The organism is Mesorhizobium sp. LHD-90, assembly GCF_030929505.1.
Lineage (GTDB): Bacteria > Pseudomonadota > Alphaproteobacteria > Rhizobiales > Rhizobiaceae > Kumtagia.
On sequence record NZ_JAVFVV010000028.1, the window covers coordinates 37,597 to 58,626 of the forward strand.

The window sequence follows — 21,030 nt, forward strand, 5'->3', positions numbered from 1 at the left end:
CGTCCTAGCCAATATCCCGACAGGAGCAGGCCCCATGAAAAAAGCTATCCTCACAGCGTCGGCTGCGGTCCTGGCGCTCGCCGCCTCGGCCGGTATCGCCGCCGCCCGCGACCAGGTCCAGATCGCCGGTTCGTCGACCGTTCTGCCCTACGCCAAGATCGTCGCCGAATCCTTCGGCGAGACCTTCACCGAGTTCAAGACCCCCGTCGTCGAGTCCGGCGGTTCGGGCGCCGGCATCAAGGAATTCTGCAAGGGCGTCGGCGAGGCCACGATCGACGTCGCCAATTCCTCGCGCAAGATGAAGGAAGACGAACTCAAGTCCTGCGTCGACGCCGGCGTCAAGGACGTGCAGGAAGTCAAGATCGGCTATGACGGCATCGTCTTCGCCACCGACATCAAGGGTCCGGATTGGGCGCTCACCCCGGCCGACATCTACAAGGCGCTCGCCGCGCAGCTCGTCGTCGACGGCAAGCTCGTCGCCAATCCGAACACCAAGTGGAACCAGGTCAACCCGGCCCTGCCGGACTGGGACATCGCCGCCTACATCCCGGGCGAAAAGCACGGCACTCGCGAAGTCTTCGAAGAGAAGCTGATGGCGGCCGGCTGCGACAAGGATGCCGTGAAGGCTGCCGGCGTCGGCGAGAAGGAAGTCACCAAGGCCTGCGTCGCGGTTCGCAAGGACGGCAAGGCGGTCGACATCGATGGCGACTACACCGAGACGCTGGCCCGCATCGACGCCAACAAGACCGGCGTCGGCGTGTTCGGCCTGGCCTTCTACGAAAACAACGCCGACAAGCTGAAGGTAGCCACTGTCGGCGGCGTTGTGCCTTCCACCGAGACGATCGCCAAGGGCGAGTATCCGGTGTCGCGCCCGCTGTTCTTCTACGTGAAGAAGGCGCATCTCGGCGTCGTGCCGGGCCTGAAGGAATATGTCGAGTTCTTCCTCGACGACCAGATGGTCGGCCCCGAGAGCCCGCTCGCCGAGTACGGCCTGGTTGCCGCGCCGGATGCCGAGCGCCAGCAGCAGCGCGACGACTTCGCCGCCGGCAAGACCATGTAGTTGTCGAATGCGCCGCGCGGCCTTCCGGCCGCGCGGCAATCTTTATTGCCTCCCTTTTTAGCTTGTGAGCGCCGGGGGTTCCGCGCATGCCGATGACCTATTTTATCGCCATCATCCTCGTGATCGGCGTGGTCGCCTACATCATCGGCCGTCAGCGCGCCGCGGTGCACACCGGCGGAGCGGTGAAGCAGCATTCGCGCCCGCATTACCATGCCTGGTGGGCGTTCCTGCTGGCGACCGTGCCGGCCCTGCTTTTTCTCATCGTCTGGAGCGTCGGCTCCTCGGTCTATCTTGAGCGCCATATCGAGGCGCAGCTTCCGCCGCAGACGGCCGACAGCGCGGTGCCCAACCGAAGCCTGGAACTCGGCCTGGTGCGGAGCCTCGCCAACGGCCTGAGACGGCTCGACGCGGCGACGCTCGACAAGTTGCCCGCGACCTTCGCCGAGTTGCAGCCGATGCTGGTCGCCAAGGGCGTGGCGCTGGCGCCCGACACGCAGGATTACATGATCCCGGTCGCCGTCGAGACCAACCGTGCCAGCGACGGCCTGCGGCTGACCGGCGGCGTGATTGGCCTGATCCTGTCGCTTGCCGGCGCCGGGATCGCTGTCCGCGGCATCCAGCCAAGAACGCGGGCGCGCAACAATGTCGAGCGCATCGTGTTGTGGGCGCTGCTTGGATCGTCGACCATCGCCATCCTGACGACCGTCGGCATCGTGCTGTCGATGCTGTTCGAGACGTTCCACTTCTTCGCGTCGGTGCCGCTCACCAACTTCTTCTTCGGCACGGTCTGGGATCCTCGCTTCGCCGCCGCCGGCGCCGGCGATTCCGCCGGCCAGTTCGGCCTGATCCCGCTGCTTGCCGGCACGCTCTACATCGCGCTGGTGGCGCTGCTGGTCGCCGTGCCCATCGGCCTGATGTCAGCGGTCTACATGGCCGAGTACGCCTCGCGCCGTGTGCGCTCGATCGTCAAGCCGACGCTGGAGCTGCTGGCCGGCATCCCGACCATCGTCTACGGCATCTTCGCGCTGGTGACGCTCGGGCCGTTCCTGCGCGACCTCTCCGCCGCGTTGACCGGCGGCACGCCCTTTATCCAGGCGCAGTCGATTTTTACCGCCGGCCTCGTCATGGGCATCATGCTGATCCCGGTGGTGTCATCGCTCTCCGACGACATCATCACGGCGGTGCCGCGCGCCATGCGCGACGGGTCGCTCGGCCTCGGCGCAACGCGCTCCGAGACGATCAAGCGGGTGATCCTGCCGGCGGCGCTGCCGGGCATCGTCGGCGCGGTGCTGCTGACGGCCTCGCGCGCCATCGGCGAGACGATGATCGTTGTGCTGGCGGCCGGCGTCGCCGCCAATTTGACGCTCAACCCGTTCGAGGCGATGACCACGATCACCGTCAAGATCGTCAACCAGTTGACCGGCGACCTCGAGTTCAACTCGCCGCAGACGCTCGTCGCCTTCGCGCTCGGCATCACGCTCTTTGTGGTGACGCTGATCATGAACATCGTCGCGCTCTACATCGTGCGCAAATATCGGGAGCAGTACGAATGACCGCCGCCGTCGGCACTCTTCCGGTCGCCCAGGCTCCGGCCCGTCGCGACATCGGCCTGAAGCGGCGCTACGCCGCCGAGACGCGCTTCCGCTGGTACGGCCGCGTCGCGATCTCGATCGGCGTCATCTTCCTTGCGGTGATGCTGATCTCGATCGTCTCCAAGGGCTACACCTCGTTCATGCAGACCTCGGTTCTGCTGCCGATCACATTCGACGCGAAGGTGATCGATCCGCAGGACAAGCGCGCCACCGATCCGAGCGTGCTGATCAAGGCGAACTATCCGAACCTGGCGCGCGACGCGCTGGCCGCCAGGCTCGGCATCTCGCCTGATGACAAGCCGCAGATGGCGGCGCTGAAGGGTTTCATCTCCGACGGCGTGCGCACGCAGCTTCGCGACATGGTGGTCGCCGACCCGTCGATCATCGGCACCACCCGCGACGTCTGGGTGCTGGCAAGCGCCAATATCGACTCGGCCTACAAGGGCCAGATCGACCTCGGCGTTGCCGAGACCAATCGCAAGGTCTCCGACAAGCAGGTCGGCTTCATGAACAAGCTGCGTGACGAAGGCGTCATGGCCGGCAAGTTCAACACCGGCCTGTTCGTCAACGGCGCGTCCAGCCGTCCGGAGACCTCCGGCATGGGCGTGGCAATCATCGGCTCGTTCTACATGATGCTGATCGTGCTGCTGCTGGCGCTGCCGATCGGCGTCGCCGCCTCGATCTATCTGGAGGAATTCGCCAAGAAGACGCGGCTCACCGACATCATCGAGGTCAACATCAACAACCTCGCCGCCGTGCCGTCGATCGTCTTCGGTCTGCTGGGCCTCGCCGTCTTCATCAACTTCCTGGGGCTGCCGCGCTCGGCGGCCCTGGTCGGCGGCCTGGTGTTGACGCTGATGACGCTGCCGACGATCATCATCGCCACGCGCGCAGCACTTGCCGCTGTGCCGCCGTCGATCCGCTCGGCGGCGCTCGGCCTCGGTGCCTCGAAGACGCAAGCCGTGTTCCAGCATGTGCTGCCGCTGGCCACCCCCGGCATCCTGACCGGCACCATCATCGGCCTTGCCCGCGCGCTGGGCGAGACGGCGCCGCTGCTTTTGATCGGCATGGTCGCCTTCGTTGCCGACTATCCGACCACGCCACTCGATCCGGCCACCGCGCTGCCCGTGCAGATCTATATGTGGGCGAACGAGGCCGAACGCGCCTTCGTCGAGCGCATGTCCGGCGCCATCATCATCCTTCTGGTGTTCCTCATGGTGATGAACATTACCGCAATCGTACTCAGGCGCCGCTTCGAACGGCGTTGGTAGACGGGGAGCAAGTCTCATGAACATCATGACCGAACAGAAACTCGAGCAGGCAGTGGGCGCGAGCATGACTGCGAAGACCAATGAAGTGATCAAGATGCAGGGCCGCAAGGTCGGCGTCTTCTACGGCGAGAAGCAGGCGCTGTTCGACGTCGAACTCGACATAAGGCAGAACCAGGTGACGGCGCTGATCGGCCCATCGGGCTGCGGCAAGTCGACCTTCCTGCGCTGCCTCAACCGCATGAACGACACGATCGACTCTGCGCGCGTGACCGGCAAGATCACGCTGGACGGCGAGGATGTCTACGACCCGAAGATCGACGTGGTGGAACTGCGCGCCCGCGTCGGCATGGTATTCCAGAAGCCGAACCCGTTCCCGAAGTCGATCTACGAGAACGTCGCCTATGGGCCGAAGATCCATGGGCTCGCCAGGACCAAGGCCGATCTCGACGCGATCGTGCAGTCGAGCCTGCAGAAGGCGGCGCTGTGGAACGAGGTCAAGGATCGCGTCCACGAACCGGGCACCGGCCTTTCCGGCGGCCAGCAGCAGCGCCTCTGCATCGCCCGCGCCATCGCCGTGGCGCCGGAGGTCATCCTGATGGACGAGCCCTGCTCGGCGCTCGATCCGATCGCCACCGCCAAGGTCGAGGAACTGATCGATGAGCTCAAGCAGAACTATACGATCGTCATCGTGACGCACTCGATGCAGCAGGCCGCCCGCGTGTCGCAGCGCACGGCCATGTTCCATCTGGGCTACCTGGTCGAGGAAGGGGCGACGGACAAGATGTTCACCAACCCCGACGACAAGCGCACGCAGGACTATATCACTGGCCGCTTCGGCTAGCATCCGCTTCGAAATGCGCGACGCACTTCACTCGCGGGCCCCCGGCGCTTCCCTGAATTTCGGAGTTATTTGATGCGCGAACACACCGTTGCCTCCTTCGACCAGGATCTCGAACAGATCGACCGGCTGATCCATGAGATGGCGGATCTTGCAGGCTCGATGGTCGCCGCCTCGATCCGGGCGCTTCTGCATACCGACGCCGCGGCGGCACAGCGGATCGTCTCCGAAGACGCCGTGATGGACGCCAAGCAGCGCGAGCTGGACGACCGCGCCATCACGCTGATCGCCAAGCGCCAGCCGATGGCGCAGGATCTTCGGGCCGTGCTCGGCGCCATCCGCATGGCCGGCGACCTGGAGCGCATCGGCGACCTCGCCAAGAACGTCGCCAAGCGCGTCGGCGCGATCGGCGAGGGCGCCACGCCGCGCGGCCTGTCGCACGGCATCGACGACATGGCGACGCTGGTGAACGCCCAGATCGGCGGCGTGATCGCCGCCTATACCGGACGCAAGCCCGACGAACTCGACAGGCTGCGCGCCGAGGACGAGAAGATCGACCTCAAATATACATCGGTGTTCCGCGAACTCCTGACCTACATGATGGAGGACCCGCGCAATATCACCGCCTGCACGCATCTGCTGTTCTGCGCCAAGAACCTCGAGCGCATCGGCGACCATGTGACCAACATCGCCGAGAACGCCTATTATGTGCTTACCGGCGCGCAGCTTCCGGCGAACCGTCCGAAACTCGACGAGACGGCCACGACCGTGCTCGCCGAATAACGGCAGCGAGGCATAATGATCGCACCGAAGATCATGGTGGTGGAGGACGAGGAGCCGCTGGGCGTGCTCCTCCGCTACAATCTGGAATCCGAAGGTTATCAGGTCGAGGTGGTCGGGCGCGGCGACGAGGCCGAGATCCGGTTGCAGGAGAACGTGCCGGACCTCTTGGTGCTCGACTGGATGCTGCCGGCGGTTTCCGGCATCGAGCTCTGCCGCCGGCTGAGAATGCGGCCGGAGACCGAGCGGCTGCCGATCATCATGCTGACGGCGCGCGGCGAGGAAAGCGACCGGGTGCGCGGGCTGGCCACCGGCGCCGACGACTATCTGGTGAAGCCGTTCTCGACCCCGGAATTCGTGGCGCGGGTGAAGGCGCTGCTGCGCCGCGCCAAGCCGGAAGTGCTGTCGTCCGTGCTGAAGGTCGGCGACATCGTGCTCGACCGCGAATCGCACCGGGTCTACCGCAAGAAGAGCGAGATCAAGCTGGGGCCGACCGAGTTCCGGCTGCTCGAATTCATGATGCGGCATCCCGGCCGGGTGTTTTCGCGCGGGCAACTGCTCGACAATGTGTGGGGCGAGACAATCTATATCGACGAGCGCACGGTCGACGTGCATGTCGGACGGCTGCGCAAGGCCGTCAACACCGGCCGCCTGCCGGACGTGATCCGCACCGTGCGCGGCGCCGGCTACGCCATCAGCGACGAGTGATTCTTTCCCCTCTAGCGCGCGGCGTAGCCATCGTCGCGCAAGCTTGCTTTCGTAGCGTCGGCAGCCTTGCCAGGCATTAGCTTTTTGTTATCCTTAACGGGTTAATCTGGCGGGCCTGAAGATGCAGGGCGCCCGCATGGAAATCCTCTACAAGGATCGGAACATCGCCGACATGGACGCGTTCATGGACGCCCAGGACGATCGAAAGACAAAACTCATCGACCGAAGGGCGATCCACGAGTCGGTTTCCTATCTGAAAAACCACGGCTTCGACGCCGAGGAAGTGCAGCGCTGCCTGGTGCGGTATTTTTATGTCGACCTGGACCTGCTGCACGAAGCGCTGACGGAACACTGAACCGGGGAACGGGGCGTCATCGCCTTAGCACCTGGTCGGCGGTTCTCGCCGAAACGTCCACGCCGATGTGAGGCGGTGGAGCGCGGTGGATCTTTCGGCGTCTGCGGCTAGGGAGCGCGGCGCTGCCGCTGTTTTCATCGACCAGCCGCCGGCCAAGCCGATATGCGACATATCCGGCAAGTGCCGCGGCCGCCAGTCCAAAATGTGTCATTTCGCAGTCCTCCTCTTGCGGGGCCACGGGGCCGGCGTGTTCGCCCGCTCCGGCTCTGCTTCGGGCGTCAGATACTTTGCGGCCAGTCGCGTCGCCACGACGGCAAGACCGAGCCTCACGAGCCATTTGATCATCGAAAGCATCTCCGTTGGTCGCATCAGAAACTCGCCCGGTCGCGGAGAAGTTCCGATTCCGGGACGGTTCGGCAGCGTGCAGGTTCACCTGCGACCTTTTCGCAATTCGTGCGTTGACCACTGTTCAATGGAGACGGAGCCATGGTTGAGAAAAGACGGCCCCCAAGCCGCCTTGCCGAAGGCCGTGAGTTGGAAGTCCAGCACCTCGCCGAGACGACCGATCTTTCGCCGAGCCAGGCGCGGGAACTGCTCAGGCGGCACGGCAACGACTGGGAGAAGATCCGGCAGGAGGCGGAGACCTTCAAGGCGGAAAGCTAAAGCATGGCGCTGCGCCTCTGTTGAAGGCGTCTTGGAGGCGGGCCGCATAATTTTTGGTCCAGCCGCGAAACGATGGCGATAAGCGGCGCGACATGCTTTAAGGACCGCTCACCATGCCTTTCCAATATCCCGCCTGATGTCTTCCCACGCAGCGACCGCCGACGGCCATCGTTACGCCGCCTTCCGCCACCGGCCGTTCGTCGCCTTCTGGTCGGCGCGCTTTCTCGCTACCTTCTCCACCCAGATCGTCTCGGTCGCCGTGGGTTGGCAGGTCTACGACCTGACGCGCGATCCGCTCGACCTCGGACTTGTCGGCATCATCCAGTTCATTCCGTCGCTGCTGCTGGTGCTGTTGACCGGCGCGATCGCCGACCGGTTCGGACGGCGTCTGGTCATGGGATTGTCGGCGGTGCTGGAGGCCGTCTGCGCGCTGGCACTGCTGCTGCTCTCGCTGCGCGGCCTGTCGGGCGTCGCTCCGATCTTTGTGGTGCTCGCTGTGTTCGGCACCGCGCGCGCCTTCTTCGGCCCCGCCGCCGCGTCGCTGGTGGCCAATCTCGTTCCGCCGAAGGATTTCGCCAATGCGGTCGCCTGGAATTCTTCCGCCTGGCAGACGGCGACCATCGTCGGGCCGGTGGCGGGCGGCCTGCTTTACGGCATCTCGGCCGAGGCGGCCTACGGCATCGCCACGCTGCTGATGGTGGCGAGCGCCGTCCTGATTTTCAGCATCCCGAAGCCGGCGCAGCGGACCGGTGCCGATCGGCCGTCGCTCGACACCTTGTTTGCCGGCTTCCGCTACATCTGGAACGAGAAAGTCGTGCTCGGCGCCATCTCGCTCGACCTGTTCGCGGTACTCCTGTCCGGCGCGGTCGCGCTGCTGCCCGTCTATGCCCGCGACATTCTCGAACTCGGTCCATGGGGGCTGGGCATGCTGCGCGCCGCGCCAGGCGTCGGCGCCCTGCTGGTCGCCGTGTGGCTTGCCGGCCATCCGCTGCGCGACCATGCGGGCGCCATCATGCTCGTCTTCGTCGGCCTGTTCGGTGCCTTCACCGTTGTCTTCGGCGTGTCCACCATCACCTGGCTGTCTATCTTCGCGCTTGCCATGCTCGGCGCGACGGACATGGTCAGCGTCTATGTGCGCGAGACGCTCATCCAGTTGTGGACGCCGGACGAGGTGCGCGGCCGGGTGAATGCGGTCAACATGGTGTTTGTCGGCGCCTCGAACGAACTCGGCGAGTTCCGCGCCGGCACCATGGCGGCGCTGATCGGCACGGTGCCGGCCGTCGTCTTCGGCGGCGTCGGGGCGATCGCGGTGGCGGGGCTTTGGGCTTGGCTGTTCCCGAAGCTGCGCAATATCCGCCATCTTCAAGGACGGGAGTGACGGAGGCCGGCGCCGCGAGAGGCTCAAAATTCCGGCGATGGGTCGGCATCGGTTATCGGACTGTCGTATTCGCATGGGAAATTATGCGGCAAATGTTTCTGTTGGCCGGAGCCTCGATCCGGCGTAGGGATGCCGCCGCAAAGGGACCCGCCGCGCGGGCGTGCCTTTTCTGAAAGCGCGTCCTCATCCGAGAGAAGGTAGATTATGCGCGTATCGATGGTTGGCGCCGGGTATGTCGGGCTCGTCTCGGCGGCCTGCTTTGCCGATTTCGGGCATCAGGTAGTGTGCATCGACAGTGACGCCGGCAAGATCGAGGCGTTGCGCGACGGCCGCATCCCGATCTACGAACCGGGCCTCGGCGAAATCGTCGCGGCCAATCTGCGGGCGGGGCGGCTCAGCTTCGAGACCGACCTCAATGCAGCGATCGGCGGGGCCGACGTGGTGTTCATGGCGGTCGGCACGCCGTCGCGTCGCGGCGACGGCCACGCCGATCTGAGCCACGTCTACGCGGCTGCGCGGCAGATCGCCGGCGCGCTGCGCGGCTTCACAGTCGTCGTCACCAAGTCGACGGTTCCGGTCGGCACCGGCGACGAGGTCGAGCGCATCATCCGCGAGACCAATCCGCAGGTCGATTTCGCGGTGGTCTCCAATCCGGAGTTTCTGCGCGAGGGTGCGGCGATCTCCGACTTCAAGCGACCCGACCGCATCGTCATCGGCCTGGAGGACGAGCGCGCGCGGGAAGTGATGGCGGAAGTCTACCGGCCGCTCTACCTCAACGCCGCGCCGATCATGTACACGTCGCGGCGCTCGGCGGAGCTGATCAAGTATGCCGCCAACGCCTATCTCGCGATGAAAATCACCTTCATCAACGAGATGGCGGATCTGTGCGAGGCGCTGGACGCCGACGTGCAGGACCTGGCGCGCGGCATCGGGCTCGACCAGCGCATCGGCGCGAAGTTCCTGCATGCCGGACCCGGTTATGGCGGGTCGTGTTTTCCGAAGGACACGCTGGCGCTGGTCAAGGCAGCCCAGGACGCGGCGAGCCCGGTGCGGCTGGTCGAGACCACGGTGGCGATCAACGACACGCGCAAGCGGGCGATGGCGCGCAAGGTGACGGCCGCCTGCGGCGGCGACGTGCGGGGCAGGACGATCGCCGTGCTGGGGCTGACCTTCAAGCCGAACACCGACGACATGCGCGAGGCGCCGTCGCTGGCGATCATCCAGGCGCTGCAGGACAGCGGCGCGCGCGTGCGCGCCTACGATCCGGAAGGCATGGAGGGGGCGAAGGCGCTGCTCGACGGCGTCGAATTCGGCGGCTCGCCCTACGAGATCGCCAAAGGGGCGGACGCGCTGGTCATCGTCACCGAATGGGACGCCTTCCGGGCACTCGATCTCGATCGGATCGGCAAGGCGATGAAGGCGCCGGTGCTGGTCGATCTGCGCAACATCTACAAGGCGCATGAGGTCGAGAAGCACGGCTTCTCCTACATCAGCATAGGCCGGCCGAAGGCCAGGCAGGCGGCCTGACGCGAAATGGCATCGGGAGGGACGATGAGCGAACGCAGCGGGCCGTCCGTGCGGGCGGACTACCGGATGTTCCGGACCATCCAGACCCGCTGGATGGACAACGACGTCTACGGACACATGAACAATGTGGTCCATTATTCGCTGTTCGACACGGCGGTGAACGGCTGGCTGGTGGAGAGGCGACTCATCGATTTCCATGGCGGCAGGACCGTGTTTTTCGTCGTCGAGACCGGCTGCCGCTATTTTTCGGAATTGGCCTTTCCGGATGTGGTCACGGCGGGTGTCAAGGTGACGAAACTTGGAACCTCGTCCGTGCGCTATCAGATCGGCCTGTTCCGCAACGACGAGGATGTCGCCGCGGCGGAGGGCTTCTTCGTGCATGTTTTCGTCGATCGCACGACGCGCAAGGCGACACCCATCGCCCCGGACCTCCGCCTGGCGCTGGACACGCTTTCCGCCTGAAATCGCGGCAGGGATTCAGGACGGTTTGACTTTTGTCAATCGCCGTGACTATTGTCGAGGACGGAGGAAACATGCCTATCCGCACGGCGGACCAGATCATACACAAGGCCGCGTGGCTCTACTATTCGCACGGGCTGCGGCAGGACGAAGTGGCGCGCGAACTCAACATCTCGCGGGCGTCGGTCGCCATGTACCTGCGCAAGGCGCGCGAAACCGGCATCGTCACCATCTCCGCTTCGACCCAGCTTTTCGCCGACGACGTGCTGGCGCGCCAACTGGAGGACGCGCTGAAGCTCGACGCCGTGTGGGTGGCGCCCGACAGCACGCATTCGTCCGACCCGACCGCCGACGTGCCGCTGGTGGCGGCAAACGTCTTCCTCGGGCTGATAACACGGGGCGCACGCATCGGGGTCGCCTGGGGACGCACCGTCTACACCATCGCCGACCAGATGGCGCATGCCGACCTGCAAGGGGTCACCGTGGTGCAACTCTGCGGCAATCTCGGCGCGCCCTACTCCTATCGCCCCGACGAATGCACGATGGAGATCGCCCGGCGCCTCAACGCCAAGGGCCTCAATCTCTATGCGCCGCTGGTGCTCAGCACCGAGGAACTGGCTGCCGCGTTGCGGGCCGAGCCGGTCATCCGCGAGCAACTTGACGGGATCCGAACCTGCGATCTGGCGCTGTTTTCGATCGGCACGGTCGACGCCGACAGCCATATCGTAAAATGCGGCGCGGTCGATCTCGCCGAACTCGACCGCCTGCGAGCGGCCGGAGCCGCCGGCGTCATCGCCGGGAGGGTCATCGACGGTAGGGGAGCGTCGCTGGATTGCGCCTATAACCGCCGCCTGATCTCCACCGACATAGACTCGCTGCGCGCCATTCCGAAGCGGCTGGTGGTGGTGCAGGAAGACAGCAAGTTCGAGCCGCTTAAGGCAGCACTGGCCGGCGGGCTTTGCACGCATCTCGTCGTCGGCGCCGGGATGGCCCGGCGACTTCTCGACTTTGCGCGGGCAGGGCGCGAAACCTGATCATCAACGGTCATGACCGGTCGCTAATCTGAAACGCCGTGTGACCTCAACCGCCAACCGATACCAGGACGAAGACGATGAAGAATTTGTGGAATGACGCCGAGGCTGAAAGACTGGTCGAGGCCTATGCGAAGAAGGGCGTCGGGCGCGAGCTTGCGCTGCGCGTCTACACGACCCGGTTGCTCGGCGGCGAGCCACGGCTGGTGCTGCATGGCGGCGGCAACACCTCGGTCAAGCAGACCATGACCGATCTGGTCGGCGACGAATGGGACGTGCTGTGCGTCAAGGGCAGCGGCTGGGACATGGGCGTGATCGAGCCGCAGGGCCTGCCCGCGGTGAAGCTGAAGCCGCTGCTCAAGGCGCGCAAGCTGGAAAAACTGTCGGACGAGGATATGGTGGCGCTGCAGCGCGCCAATCTGATCGATCCGTCCGGCCCGAACCCGTCGGTGGAGACGCTGCTGCACGCCTTCCTGCCGCACAAATTCGTCGACCACACGCATTCGACCGCGATCCTGTCGCTGATCGACCAGGCGGACAGCAAGCCGATCTGCGAAAAAGTGTTCGGCAAGACTTTCGGGTTCGTGCCCTACATCAAGCCGGGCTTCGACCTCGCCAAGGCGGCCGCCGAGGTTTACGAGCAGGACACCTCCGTCATCGGCCTGATTCTCGACAAGCACGGCATCTTCACCTTCGGCGACACGGCGAAGGTGGCTTACGACCGGATGATCGACGCCGTGACGTTGGCCGAGGAGTTCGTCGCCAGGGAAGGCAGACCGGCGGGGGCACCCACCGCGCTGCCGGCCAGCCTGGCGAAAGCCCTCGATATCGCGCCGATGCTGCGCGGCGCCGTCGCCGTCGTTAAAGGCGAGGGCCGTTTCGACCGGATGATCAGTGACTTCCGCACCTCGCCGGCGATCCTCGACTTCCTGCGCGGGCCGCGGCTGGAGGCGCTGGCAAAGACCGGCGTGTCGACGCCCGACCTGTCGATCCGCATCAAGACCGGGCCGATGGTGCTGCCCGCGCCGGACGCCGGCGACCTGAAGGGTTTCGAGACGGCGGTTCGCGAACGGGTTGCGGCCTTCGCGGGCGACTATGAGCACTATTTTACCAGCAACGACGCGCGCGACGACATCAAGCGCACCATGCTCGACCCGATGCCGCGCCTGTCGCTGGTTCCGGGGCTCGGCATGTTCGGCCACGGCCGCACGCTGAAGGACGCGAGGATCGCTTCAGACGTCGGCGAGATGTGGATCGAGGCGGTGAAGGGCGCCGAGGCCGTTGGCACCTTCCACCCGCTCGCCCATTCCGACCTGTTCGAGCTCGAATACTGGTCGCTGGAGCAGGCGAAACTTGCCTCCAACAAGCCGAAGCCGCTGACCGGGCAGGCGGTGCTGGTCACCGGCGGCGCCGGCGCGATCGGCGCGGCGACGGCGAAACTTTTCGCCGACTACGGCGCCCACGCGGTGGTGGTCGACCTCGACGCCGAGCGCGCCGCGGAAGCAGCGAAGAAGGCCGGCAACCAGTCGATCGGCGTCGGCTGCGACATCACCGATCCCGCCGCGCTGCGAGCCGCCTTCGACAAGGCGGTCGAGGTTTTCGGCGGCCTGGACATCCTCGTCTCGAACGCCGGTGCGGCCTGGGAAGGCAAGATCGGTGAACTCGACGACGCGCTGCTGCGCAAGAGTTTCGAGCTCAATTTCTTCGCCCACCAGAACGCCGCGAAAAACGCCGTGCGTATCTTCAAACAGCAGGGCACCGGCGGCGTGCTCTTGTTCAACACCTCCAAGCAGGCGATCAATCCGGGCGCCAATTTCGGAGCCTACGGCCTGCCCAAGGCGGCGACACTGTTCCTGTCGCGCCAGTATGCGCTGGAATACGGACCGCTCGGCATCCGCTCCAACGCCGTCAACGCCGACCGCATCCGCTCCGGGCTGCTGACCGCCGACATGATCGCCAGCCGGTCGAAGGCGCGCGGATTGTCGGAGAAGGACTATATGTCGGGTAACCTGCTCGGACAGGAAGTGACGGCGCAGGACGTGGCGCAGGCATTCCTGCACCATGCGCTAGCCGAGCGCACCACCGCCGACGTGACCACCGTCGACGGCGGCAATATCGCGGCGACGCTACGATAGTCGGTCCACGGCGGCATCGCGCGGATGAGTGCAGGGGAGGATTGAAATGACAGTACATGATGCCTTCAAGGCATTGACAGTGGAGACTTTGCCCGCTCGGCTGGGCGGCCTGGAGGTCATGCGGTCGCGCTTGGGCGACGATGTCGCGGCTTGGAAAGTGCGCGAGGTCGGCGACGGCAACCTCAATCTCGTCTTCATCGTCGAAGGCCCGGCCGGCGGCGTGGTGGTCAAGCAGGCGCTGCCCTATGTCCGCCTCGTCGGCGATTCCTGGCCGCTGCCGTTGAAACGCTCCTTCTTCGAGTATCATGCGCTGACCCGCCAGGAAGCGCGCGATCCCGGCTCGACCCCGAAAATCTTCCATTTCGACGAGGCGCAGGCGCTGATCGTCATGGAGTTTTTGTCGCCGCACATCATCCTGCGCAGGGGCCTGATCGCTGGCAACATCTATCCCAAGGTCGGCCGCGACCTCGGCCTGTTCATGGCGCGCACGCTGTTCCGTGGGTCGGATTTCCATATGGAGACGCGGCAGCGCAAGGCCGATTTGGCGCTGTTCGCGGACAATGTCGAGCTCTGCGACATTACGGAAAGCCTCGTCTTCTCCGATCCGTATTTCGACGCAAAGCTCAACCGGCATACTTCGCCACAGCTCGATGGGTTGGTTGCGGAACTGCGGGCCGACCGCGACCTGAAAGTCGAGGCGCAGCGGCTGAAGCACCTGTTCACGGCGAATGCCGAGACGCTGGTGCATGGCGACCTGCACACCGGATCGATCATGGTCACCGAGGCCGACACGCGCATGATCGACCCGGAATTCGCCTTCTACGGGCCGATGGCGTTCGACGTCGGCATGGCGCTGGCGAATTTCTGGATGTCCTTCTTCTCGCAGCGCGGCCACGAGAAGGCGCCGGGCGACCGCGAGGGGGTGCGCGATTACCTGCTCGGTGTCGTTGTCGAGGCATGGCAGGTGTTCCGCGCCGAGTTCTCGCATCTGTGGAGGACGGAGCGCACAGGCATCCTCTACCAGAAGAGCCTGTTCGAGGATCAGGGCGATGTGCTCGCCTCCGAGCAGGCGCTGGATCATGTTTTGCATGCGTTGTTCGACGACATGCTGGGCTTTGCCGGCGTCGAGTGCCACCGGCGCATTCTGGGTCTTGCCCACAATGCCGATTTCGAGGCGATCGAGGACGCCGACCTGCGTGCCTCCTGCGAGGCCAAGGCGCTGCGTTTCGGCCGGCATCTGGTGGTCAACCGCCGGAACATCCACGGCATCGAGGAAGTTAACAATCTGGCTGATCTGATCGAGAAGGAGCCCGCTCTATGAAGGTCGGCGACACGCACTACCGCACCATCTGGCTGAACAGGGACGGCCGTTCGGTCGACATCATCGACCAGCGCTGGCTGCCGCATGCTTTTCGCGTCGAGACCGTGGATACGGTGGACGGCATCGCCACCGCGATCCGCGACATGTGGGTGCGCGGCGCGCCGCTGATCGGCGTGACGGCGGCCTATGGCGTCGCCTTGCAGATGGTGGAAGACCCATCCGACGAGGCGCTGAAAGCCGTCTGGCACAAGCTTCACGAGACCCGCCCGACCGCCATCAATCTGCGCTGGGCGCTGGACGAGATGACGCGCGTGCTGAAACCTTTGCCGGCTTCGGAACGTGCCGAGGTTGCCTACAAACGCGCTGCCGAGATCGCCGACGAGGACGTCGAACTCAACCGGTCGATCGGCGAGAACGGGCTCAAGATCATCCGCGACATCGCGGCGCGCAAGAAGCTGGGCGAGCGGGTGAACATTTTGACCCATTGCAACGCTGGCTGGCTGGCGACCGTCGACTATGGCACGGCGACCGCGCCGATCTATCTTGCCGTGGAGGCCGGCATCCCCGTGCATGTCTTCGTCGACGAGACGCGGCCGCGCAACCAAGGCGCTCAATTGACGGCGTGGGAGATGGCAGGCCACGGCGTGCCGCATACGCTGATCGTCGACAATGCCGGCGGACACCTGATGCAGCATGGCGAGGTTGACATGGTCATCGTCGGCACCGATCGCACGACGGCGAACGGCGACGTCTGCAACAAGATCGGCACTTATCTGAAGGCGCTTGCTGCTGCCGACAACGGCGTGCCGTTCTATGTCGGGCTGCCGTCGCCGACCATCGACTGGACGGTAGTCGACGGGCTGAAGGAGATCCCGATCGAGGAGCGCTCCGCCGACGAGGTGTCGCTGGTGTGGGGCAGGGCGGGCAATGGCGAGATCGCCCAGGTGCGCATTTCGCCGGATGCCACGCCGGCCCGCAACCCCGCCTTCGACGTGACGCCGGCGCGGCTGGTGACCGGACTGATCACCGAGCGCGGCGTGGCGAAGGCTTCGCGCGAGGGACTGCTGGACCTGTTCCCGGAGCGCCGCCAAGCCGCGGCGTGACCTTCAAGCTTCAAGGCAGGCGGGTCCCAGGCAAGCCAAAACAATTTCTTGAAAGCCGCGCTGTGACCGTGCCGGCTTCTTGCCGTCTGTTGCCAACTGTCAAAGATTTTTTACCCTGTTGCGCGGCAACTATCTGCCTAAGAAATAATCATTGATTATTCGTTGGTTCAAAAATGGGCAGCACCCTGCCAGGCGTGCGCAAAAAAAACTCACGGTGATCTTTAGCCGCGCAAGGAGCTTGCTGCTTCAAACCCAGCGATGCTGGGGTAAACGGCTGTAAACAATTCGTTAATCCCAGTGGACCAAGCCGCTTCCGGCAACTGGCACGGGGGTTGCATCGCTTGCCCCGGTGCAACAACCCAGTTCGGAGGTGTCCATATGAGGGGTATTCAAACAACCATAAGAAGTCTGTTCGCGGCGGGGGCGCTGGCGGCTGGCTTGAGCATGGCCGCACCGGCTATGGCGCAGGATGATACGATCAAGGTCGGCATCCTGCATTCGCTGTCGGGCACGATGGCGATTTCCGAGACGACGCTGAAGGACACGATGCTGTTCCTCATCGACGAGCAGAACAAGAAGGGTGGTCTGCTCGGCAAGAAACTCGAGGCGGTAGTCGTCGACCCTGCCTCGGACTGGCCGCTCTTCGCCGAAAAGGCGCGCGAACTGATCGAGAAGGACAAGGTGGCGGCGGTATTCGGTTGCTGGACCTCGGTCTCGCGAAAGTCCGTGCTGCCGGTGTTCGAGGAACTGAACAATCTGCTGTTCTACCCTGTCCAGTACGAGGGCGAGGAAAGCCAGCGCAACGTGTTCTACACGGGCGCCGCGCCGAACCAGCAGGCAATCCCCGCCGTCGACTACCTGATGAGCGAGGAAGGCGGTTCGGTGAAGCGCTGGGTGCTTGCTGGTACCGACTACGTCTATCCGCAGACCACGAACAAGATCCTGCAAGCCTATCTCGAATCCAAGGGCGTGGCCAAGGAAGACATCATGGTCAACTACACGCCGTTCGGCCATTCCGACTGGCAGACCATCGTCACCGACATCAAGAATTTCGGCTCGGCCGGCAAGAAGACGGCCGTGGTCTCGACCGTCAACGGCGACGCCAACGTGCCGTTCTACAAGGAACTCGCCAACCAGGGCATCAAGGCCGAGGACATCCCGGTCGTCGCCTTCTCGGTGGGCGAGGAGGAACTTGCCGGCCTCGACACCGCTCCGCTGGTCGGCCACCTCACCGCCTGGAACTATTTCCAGTCGGTCGATGTGCCGGAAAACGAAGCGTTCATCGCCGCGTGGAAGGAATACACCAAGAACCCGAAGCGGGTGACCAACGACCCGATGGAAGCCCATGTCATCGGCTTCAACATGTGGGTCAAGGCGGTCGAGAAAGCCGGCACCACCGATCCTGACGCCGTCATCGACGCCATCATCGGCGTCTCTGTTCCGAACCTCTCGGGCGGCTATTCCACCATGATGCCGAACCACCACATCACCAAGCCGGTGCTGATCGGCGAGATCCAGACCGACGGCCAGATGGAAACAGTGTGGCAGACCTCGGGCCTCGTGGTCGGCGACGAATGGTCCGACTACCTGCCCGACTCCAAGGACCTGATCTCGGATTGGCGCGCGCCGATGTCCTGCGGCAACTTCAACGTTGCCACCGGCAAGTGCGGCGGCAAGGGCGTGAACTGAGCGCATCCTCCCAAGCGACGCGCGGCCCGGGCGGGGTTTCTCTCTCCCCCGCCCGGGGGGTCTCCGAAAGACGTTTTAGAGTGCTGGTCTAGATGAGCTCATCCGCTCTACGTTGCCCCCCTCTGTCCTGCCGGACATCTCCCCCACAAGGGGGGAGATTAGCCGCTTCGGCGACGCCGCTCCTTCTGCGGCGTTGGCAATTGGCGAAACCCGAGCGGTCGGAGCAATCTCCCTCCTTGTGGGGGAGATGTCCGGCAGGACAGAGGGGGGTGCGAAGGAACGCTGCTTTCACTTTTGCACTAGCCATTCTTTCCCTCCTGGCGATCCTCGTTTCCCCCGCCTCCGCCGACGAAGCCACGTTGCGGCCCGTCGTCGCCAAATTCGCGACGGTCAAGAATTTCTCCCAGACCGAAGCCGTCGTGCGCGAGCTCGCGGCAACCGGCGATCCGGCGGTCGGCAAGCCGCTGACGGCATTGTCCGAAGGCGATCTCTATTTCCGGAAATCCGATGCAGCGGTCTTCATAGGCAAGGAGAGCGGCCAGACGGTGAAACTCGCCGATCCGCTCACGGCCGTCGACGCCGGCGAGGCCGCTAAGGCGGAGGTGACCAAGGTCAAGGTCAACAACAGCCTGCGCCGCGTCATCCGCGACGTGCTGGGAACGCTGACGCTCGGGGCCGCCGATCCGGCCGCGCGGCTTGCCGCCGCGCAGACCATGTTCAAGGCGCCCGACGCCAATTCCATCGAGGCGCTCGACGTGGCGATCCTCGACGAGCATATCGCCAGCGTGAAACTACAGCTTGAGCAGGCGCGCGCCTCTGCGGTTCTCGTTTCCGACCTGCCCGCCAGCGAGAAGCTGGCGGCGATCACTGTATTGGAGGCGCGGGGCGGCCGCGACGCGCTGTCGCTGCTCACCGCCGTCCAGGCAAGAGCCGACGGCGCGGTCAAGGATGCCGCCACGGCCGCGATCGACCGGATAAACTCCTCGCTGGCGCTTTGGGGCGCCGCACAGAACGTCTGGTACGGCATCTCGCTCGGCTCGGTTCTGTTGCTGGCAGCGATCGGCCTCGCCATCACCTTCGGCGTCATGGGCGTCATCAACATGGCGCATGGCGAGATGGTGATGCTCGGCGCCTACACGACCTATGTCGTGCAGGAGGTGATCCGCACCTCGGCGCCCGGCCTGTTCGACTGGTCGCTGGCGATTGCCCTGCCGCTGGCCTTCCTGGTCGCTGCCGCCGTCGGCTTCGCCATCGAGCGCGGCATCATCCGTTTCCTCTACGGCCGCCCGCTGGAGACGCTGCTCGCCACCTGGGGCGTGTCGCTGATCCTGCAGCAGGCGGTGCGCACCATCTTCGGCCCGACCAACCGCGAGGTCGGCAACCCGTCCTGGATGTCCGGCGCGTTCGAACTCGGTCAGCTTTCGATCACCTGGAACCGGCTGTGGATCCTGGTATTCGCGCTGGCCGTGTTCTTCGCCCTGCTGTTCGTCATGAAGCGCACACCGTGGGGCCTGCAGATGCGCGCCGTCACCGCCAGCCGCCGCATGGCCGCCTCGATGGGCATCAGGACGCCGTGGGTCGACGCGCTGACTTTCGCGCTGGGCTCCGGCATTGCCGGCATCGCCGGCGTCGCGCTCAGCCAGATCGACAACGTCTCGCCCAACCTCGGCCAGGGCTACATCATCGACAGTTTCATGGTGGTCGTGTTCGGCGGCGTCGGCAATCTGTGGGGCACGCTGGTCGGCGCGCTGTCGCTCGGCATCCTCAACAAGTTCCTGGAGCCCTACGCCGGCGCGGTGCTGGGCAAGATTCTCGTGCTGGTGCTGATCATTCTGTTTATCCAGAAGCGCCCGCGCGGCCTGTTCGCGCTCAAAGGCCGGGCGGTGGAAGCATGATCTCCGGAAAGTTTTTTGTCGCCGGCGCCGACCGCCGCATCGCCATCACCATCCTCATCCTGGTGGCGGTGGCGATCCTCGTACCTGTGCTGAACATCGCCTTCCCGCCGGATTCGGCACTGCATGTGCCGTCCTACATGGTGGCGCTGATCGGCAAGTATCTCTGCTACGCGCTGCTGGCGCTGTCGCTCGACCTTGTATGGGGTTATTGCGGCATTCTTTCGCTCGGCCATGGCGCCTTCTTCGCGCTCGGCGGCTACGCGATGGGCATGTACCTGATGCGGCAGATCGGCGACCGCGGCGTCTACGGCAACCCGATCTTGCCCGACTTCATGGTGTTCCTGAACTGGAAGGAACTGCCGTGGTTCTGGTACGGCTTCGACCAGTTCTGGTTCGCCGCGCTGATGGTGATGCTGGTGCCCGGGCTTCTGGCCTTCTGCTTCGGCTGGCTGGCATTCCGCAGCCGCGTCACCGGCGTCTACCTGTCGATCATCACCCAGGCGATGACCTATGCGCTGCTGCTCGCCTTCTTCCGCAACGACATGGGTTTCGGCGGCAATAACGGCCTGACCGATTTCAAGGACATTCTGGGCTTCAACGTGCAGGCCAACACGACGCGCTCGGCCCTGTTTGCGGCGAGCGCGCTGGCCCTGGCGTTGGGCGTTTTCGTCACCTGGCGTATCATCGGTTCGAAATACGGAAAGCTGCTGATGGCGGTGCGCGATGCCGAGAGCCGCACGCGTTTCCTCGGCTGGCGGGCGGAGAACGTAAAGCTGTTCGCCTTCACCGTGTCGGCTGTCATGGCCGGCATTGCCGGCGCGCTCTATGTGCCGCAGGTCGGCATCATCAATCCCGGCGAGTTCGACCCCGCCAATTCGATCGAGGTGGTGGTGTGGACGGCTGTCGGCGGCCGCGCCACCATCGTCGGGCCGATCATCGGTGCGCTGCTGGTCAATGCGGGCAAAAGCTGGTTCACCGGCGTGCTGCCGGAATTCTGGCTGTTCGCGCTGGGCGGGCTGTTCGTCTTCGTCACGCTGTTCCTGCCGAAGGGCGTCGTCGGCATGTACGACCAGTGGAAGGCTGGTCGTGGCCACCGTCTTAAGGCAGCGGCGACGGGCGACGCGCCGCCGCTCGCCCCGGTCTCGCCCGCGGTCGAGTCGGCGCGCGCCGAAAAAGGCTGGCAGGTCCCGTCCGGCGGCCCCGAGCCGGCGGCGGCGGAGTAGCG

The 21,030-nt window shown here is 64.8% G+C and carries 18 protein-coding genes; all 18 read left to right on the forward strand.

Going from position 1 to position 21,030, the window contains the following annotated elements:
• Positions 1 to 34: 34 nt before the first annotated feature.
• The 18 genes from RB623_RS27460 (at position 35) to urtC (ending at position 21,028) form a co-directional block, all read left to right on the forward strand.
• Positions 35 to 1,060, forward strand: coding sequence for a substrate-binding domain-containing protein (locus RB623_RS27460; protein WP_308060306.1), 1,026 nt, complete (start codon positions 35 to 37; stop codon positions 1,058 to 1,060).
• A gap of 92 nt (positions 1,061 to 1,152) precedes the next feature.
• Positions 1,153 to 2,613, forward strand: coding sequence for a phosphate ABC transporter permease subunit PstC (gene pstC / locus RB623_RS27465; protein WP_308060333.1), 1,461 nt, complete (start codon positions 1,153 to 1,155; stop codon positions 2,611 to 2,613).
• The gene (gene pstA, locus RB623_RS27470; protein ID WP_308060307.1) at positions 2,610 to 3,923 is read left to right on the forward strand and encodes a phosphate ABC transporter permease PstA; all 1,314 of its coding nucleotides are present in this window, start codon (positions 2,610 to 2,612) and stop codon (positions 3,921 to 3,923) included. The genes pstC and pstA overlap by 4 nt, the downstream gene beginning before the upstream one ends.
• A gap of 16 nt (positions 3,924 to 3,939) precedes the next feature.
• Positions 3,940 to 4,764 carry a phosphate ABC transporter ATP-binding protein PstB gene (gene pstB / locus RB623_RS27475; protein WP_308060308.1) on the forward strand — a complete coding sequence of 275 codons (825 nt, stop codon included), beginning with the start codon at positions 3,940 to 3,942 and terminating at the stop codon, positions 4,762 to 4,764.
• A gap of 72 nt (positions 4,765 to 4,836) precedes the next feature.
• The gene (gene phoU, locus RB623_RS27480; RefSeq protein ID WP_308060309.1) at positions 4,837 to 5,544 is read left to right on the forward strand and encodes a phosphate signaling complex protein PhoU; all 708 of its coding nucleotides are present in this window, start codon (positions 4,837 to 4,839) and stop codon (positions 5,542 to 5,544) included.
• Between the two features lie 15 nt (positions 5,545 to 5,559).
• Entirely contained in the window at positions 5,560 to 6,249 is a 690-nt protein-coding gene (gene phoB, locus RB623_RS27485; protein ID WP_308060310.1) for a phosphate regulon transcriptional regulator PhoB, read from the forward strand.
• Between the two features lie 121 nt (positions 6,250 to 6,370).
• A complete protein-coding gene (locus RB623_RS27490; RefSeq protein WP_308060311.1) occupies positions 6,371 to 6,604 on the forward strand; it encodes a hypothetical protein in 234 nt (77 codons plus the stop codon).
• 486 nt (positions 6,605 to 7,090) lie between these two features.
• A complete protein-coding gene (locus RB623_RS27495; protein ID WP_308060312.1) occupies positions 7,091 to 7,267 on the forward strand; it encodes a hypothetical protein in 177 nt (58 codons plus the stop codon).
• Positions 7,268 to 7,403: 136 nt separating this feature from the next.
• Positions 7,404 to 8,645 carry an MFS transporter gene (locus RB623_RS27500; RefSeq protein ID WP_308060313.1) on the forward strand — a complete coding sequence of 414 codons (1,242 nt, stop codon included), beginning with the start codon at positions 7,404 to 7,406 and terminating at the stop codon, positions 8,643 to 8,645.
• 204 nt (positions 8,646 to 8,849) lie between these two features.
• Positions 8,850 to 10,172, forward strand: a complete 1,323-nt coding sequence (locus RB623_RS27505; protein WP_308060314.1) for a UDP-glucose/GDP-mannose dehydrogenase family protein — start codon at positions 8,850 to 8,852, stop codon at positions 10,170 to 10,172.
• Between the two features lie 24 nt (positions 10,173 to 10,196).
• A complete protein-coding gene (locus RB623_RS27510) occupies positions 10,197 to 10,634 on the forward strand; it encodes a thioesterase family protein (protein ID WP_308060315.1) in 438 nt (145 codons plus the stop codon).
• Between the two features lie 71 nt (positions 10,635 to 10,705).
• Positions 10,706 to 11,665 carry a sugar-binding transcriptional regulator gene (locus RB623_RS27515; protein ID WP_308060316.1) on the forward strand — a complete coding sequence of 320 codons (960 nt, stop codon included), beginning with the start codon at positions 10,706 to 10,708 and terminating at the stop codon, positions 11,663 to 11,665.
• Between the two features lie 77 nt (positions 11,666 to 11,742).
• On the forward strand, positions 11,743 to 13,797 hold the full coding sequence (locus RB623_RS27520; RefSeq protein ID WP_308060317.1) for a bifunctional aldolase/short-chain dehydrogenase: 2,055 nt from the start codon (positions 11,743 to 11,745) through the stop codon (positions 13,795 to 13,797).
• 46 nt (positions 13,798 to 13,843) lie between these two features.
• A complete protein-coding gene (gene mtnK, locus RB623_RS27525) occupies positions 13,844 to 15,118 on the forward strand; it encodes an S-methyl-5-thioribose kinase (RefSeq protein WP_308060318.1) in 1,275 nt (424 codons plus the stop codon).
• A complete protein-coding gene (gene mtnA / locus RB623_RS27530; protein WP_308060319.1) occupies positions 15,115 to 16,221 on the forward strand; it encodes an S-methyl-5-thioribose-1-phosphate isomerase in 1,107 nt (368 codons plus the stop codon). The genes mtnK and mtnA overlap by 4 nt, the downstream gene beginning before the upstream one ends.
• Positions 16,222 to 16,599: 378 nt before the next feature.
• Positions 16,600 to 17,910: an urea ABC transporter substrate-binding protein gene (urtA, locus tag RB623_RS27535; protein WP_374121750.1), complete on the forward strand. Its 1,311-nt coding sequence runs from the start codon at positions 16,600 to 16,602 to the stop codon at positions 17,908 to 17,910.
• A 269-nt stretch (positions 17,911 to 18,179) separates the two neighbouring features.
• Positions 18,180 to 19,805: an urea ABC transporter permease subunit UrtB gene (gene urtB / locus RB623_RS27540; protein ID WP_308060321.1), complete on the forward strand. Its 1,626-nt coding sequence runs from the start codon at positions 18,180 to 18,182 to the stop codon at positions 19,803 to 19,805.
• A complete protein-coding gene (gene urtC, locus RB623_RS27545; protein WP_308060322.1) occupies positions 19,802 to 21,028 on the forward strand; it encodes an urea ABC transporter permease subunit UrtC in 1,227 nt (408 codons plus the stop codon). Before urtB ends, urtC begins: the two co-directional genes overlap by 4 nt.
• The last annotated feature ends 2 nt before the right edge of the window (positions 21,029 to 21,030 follow it).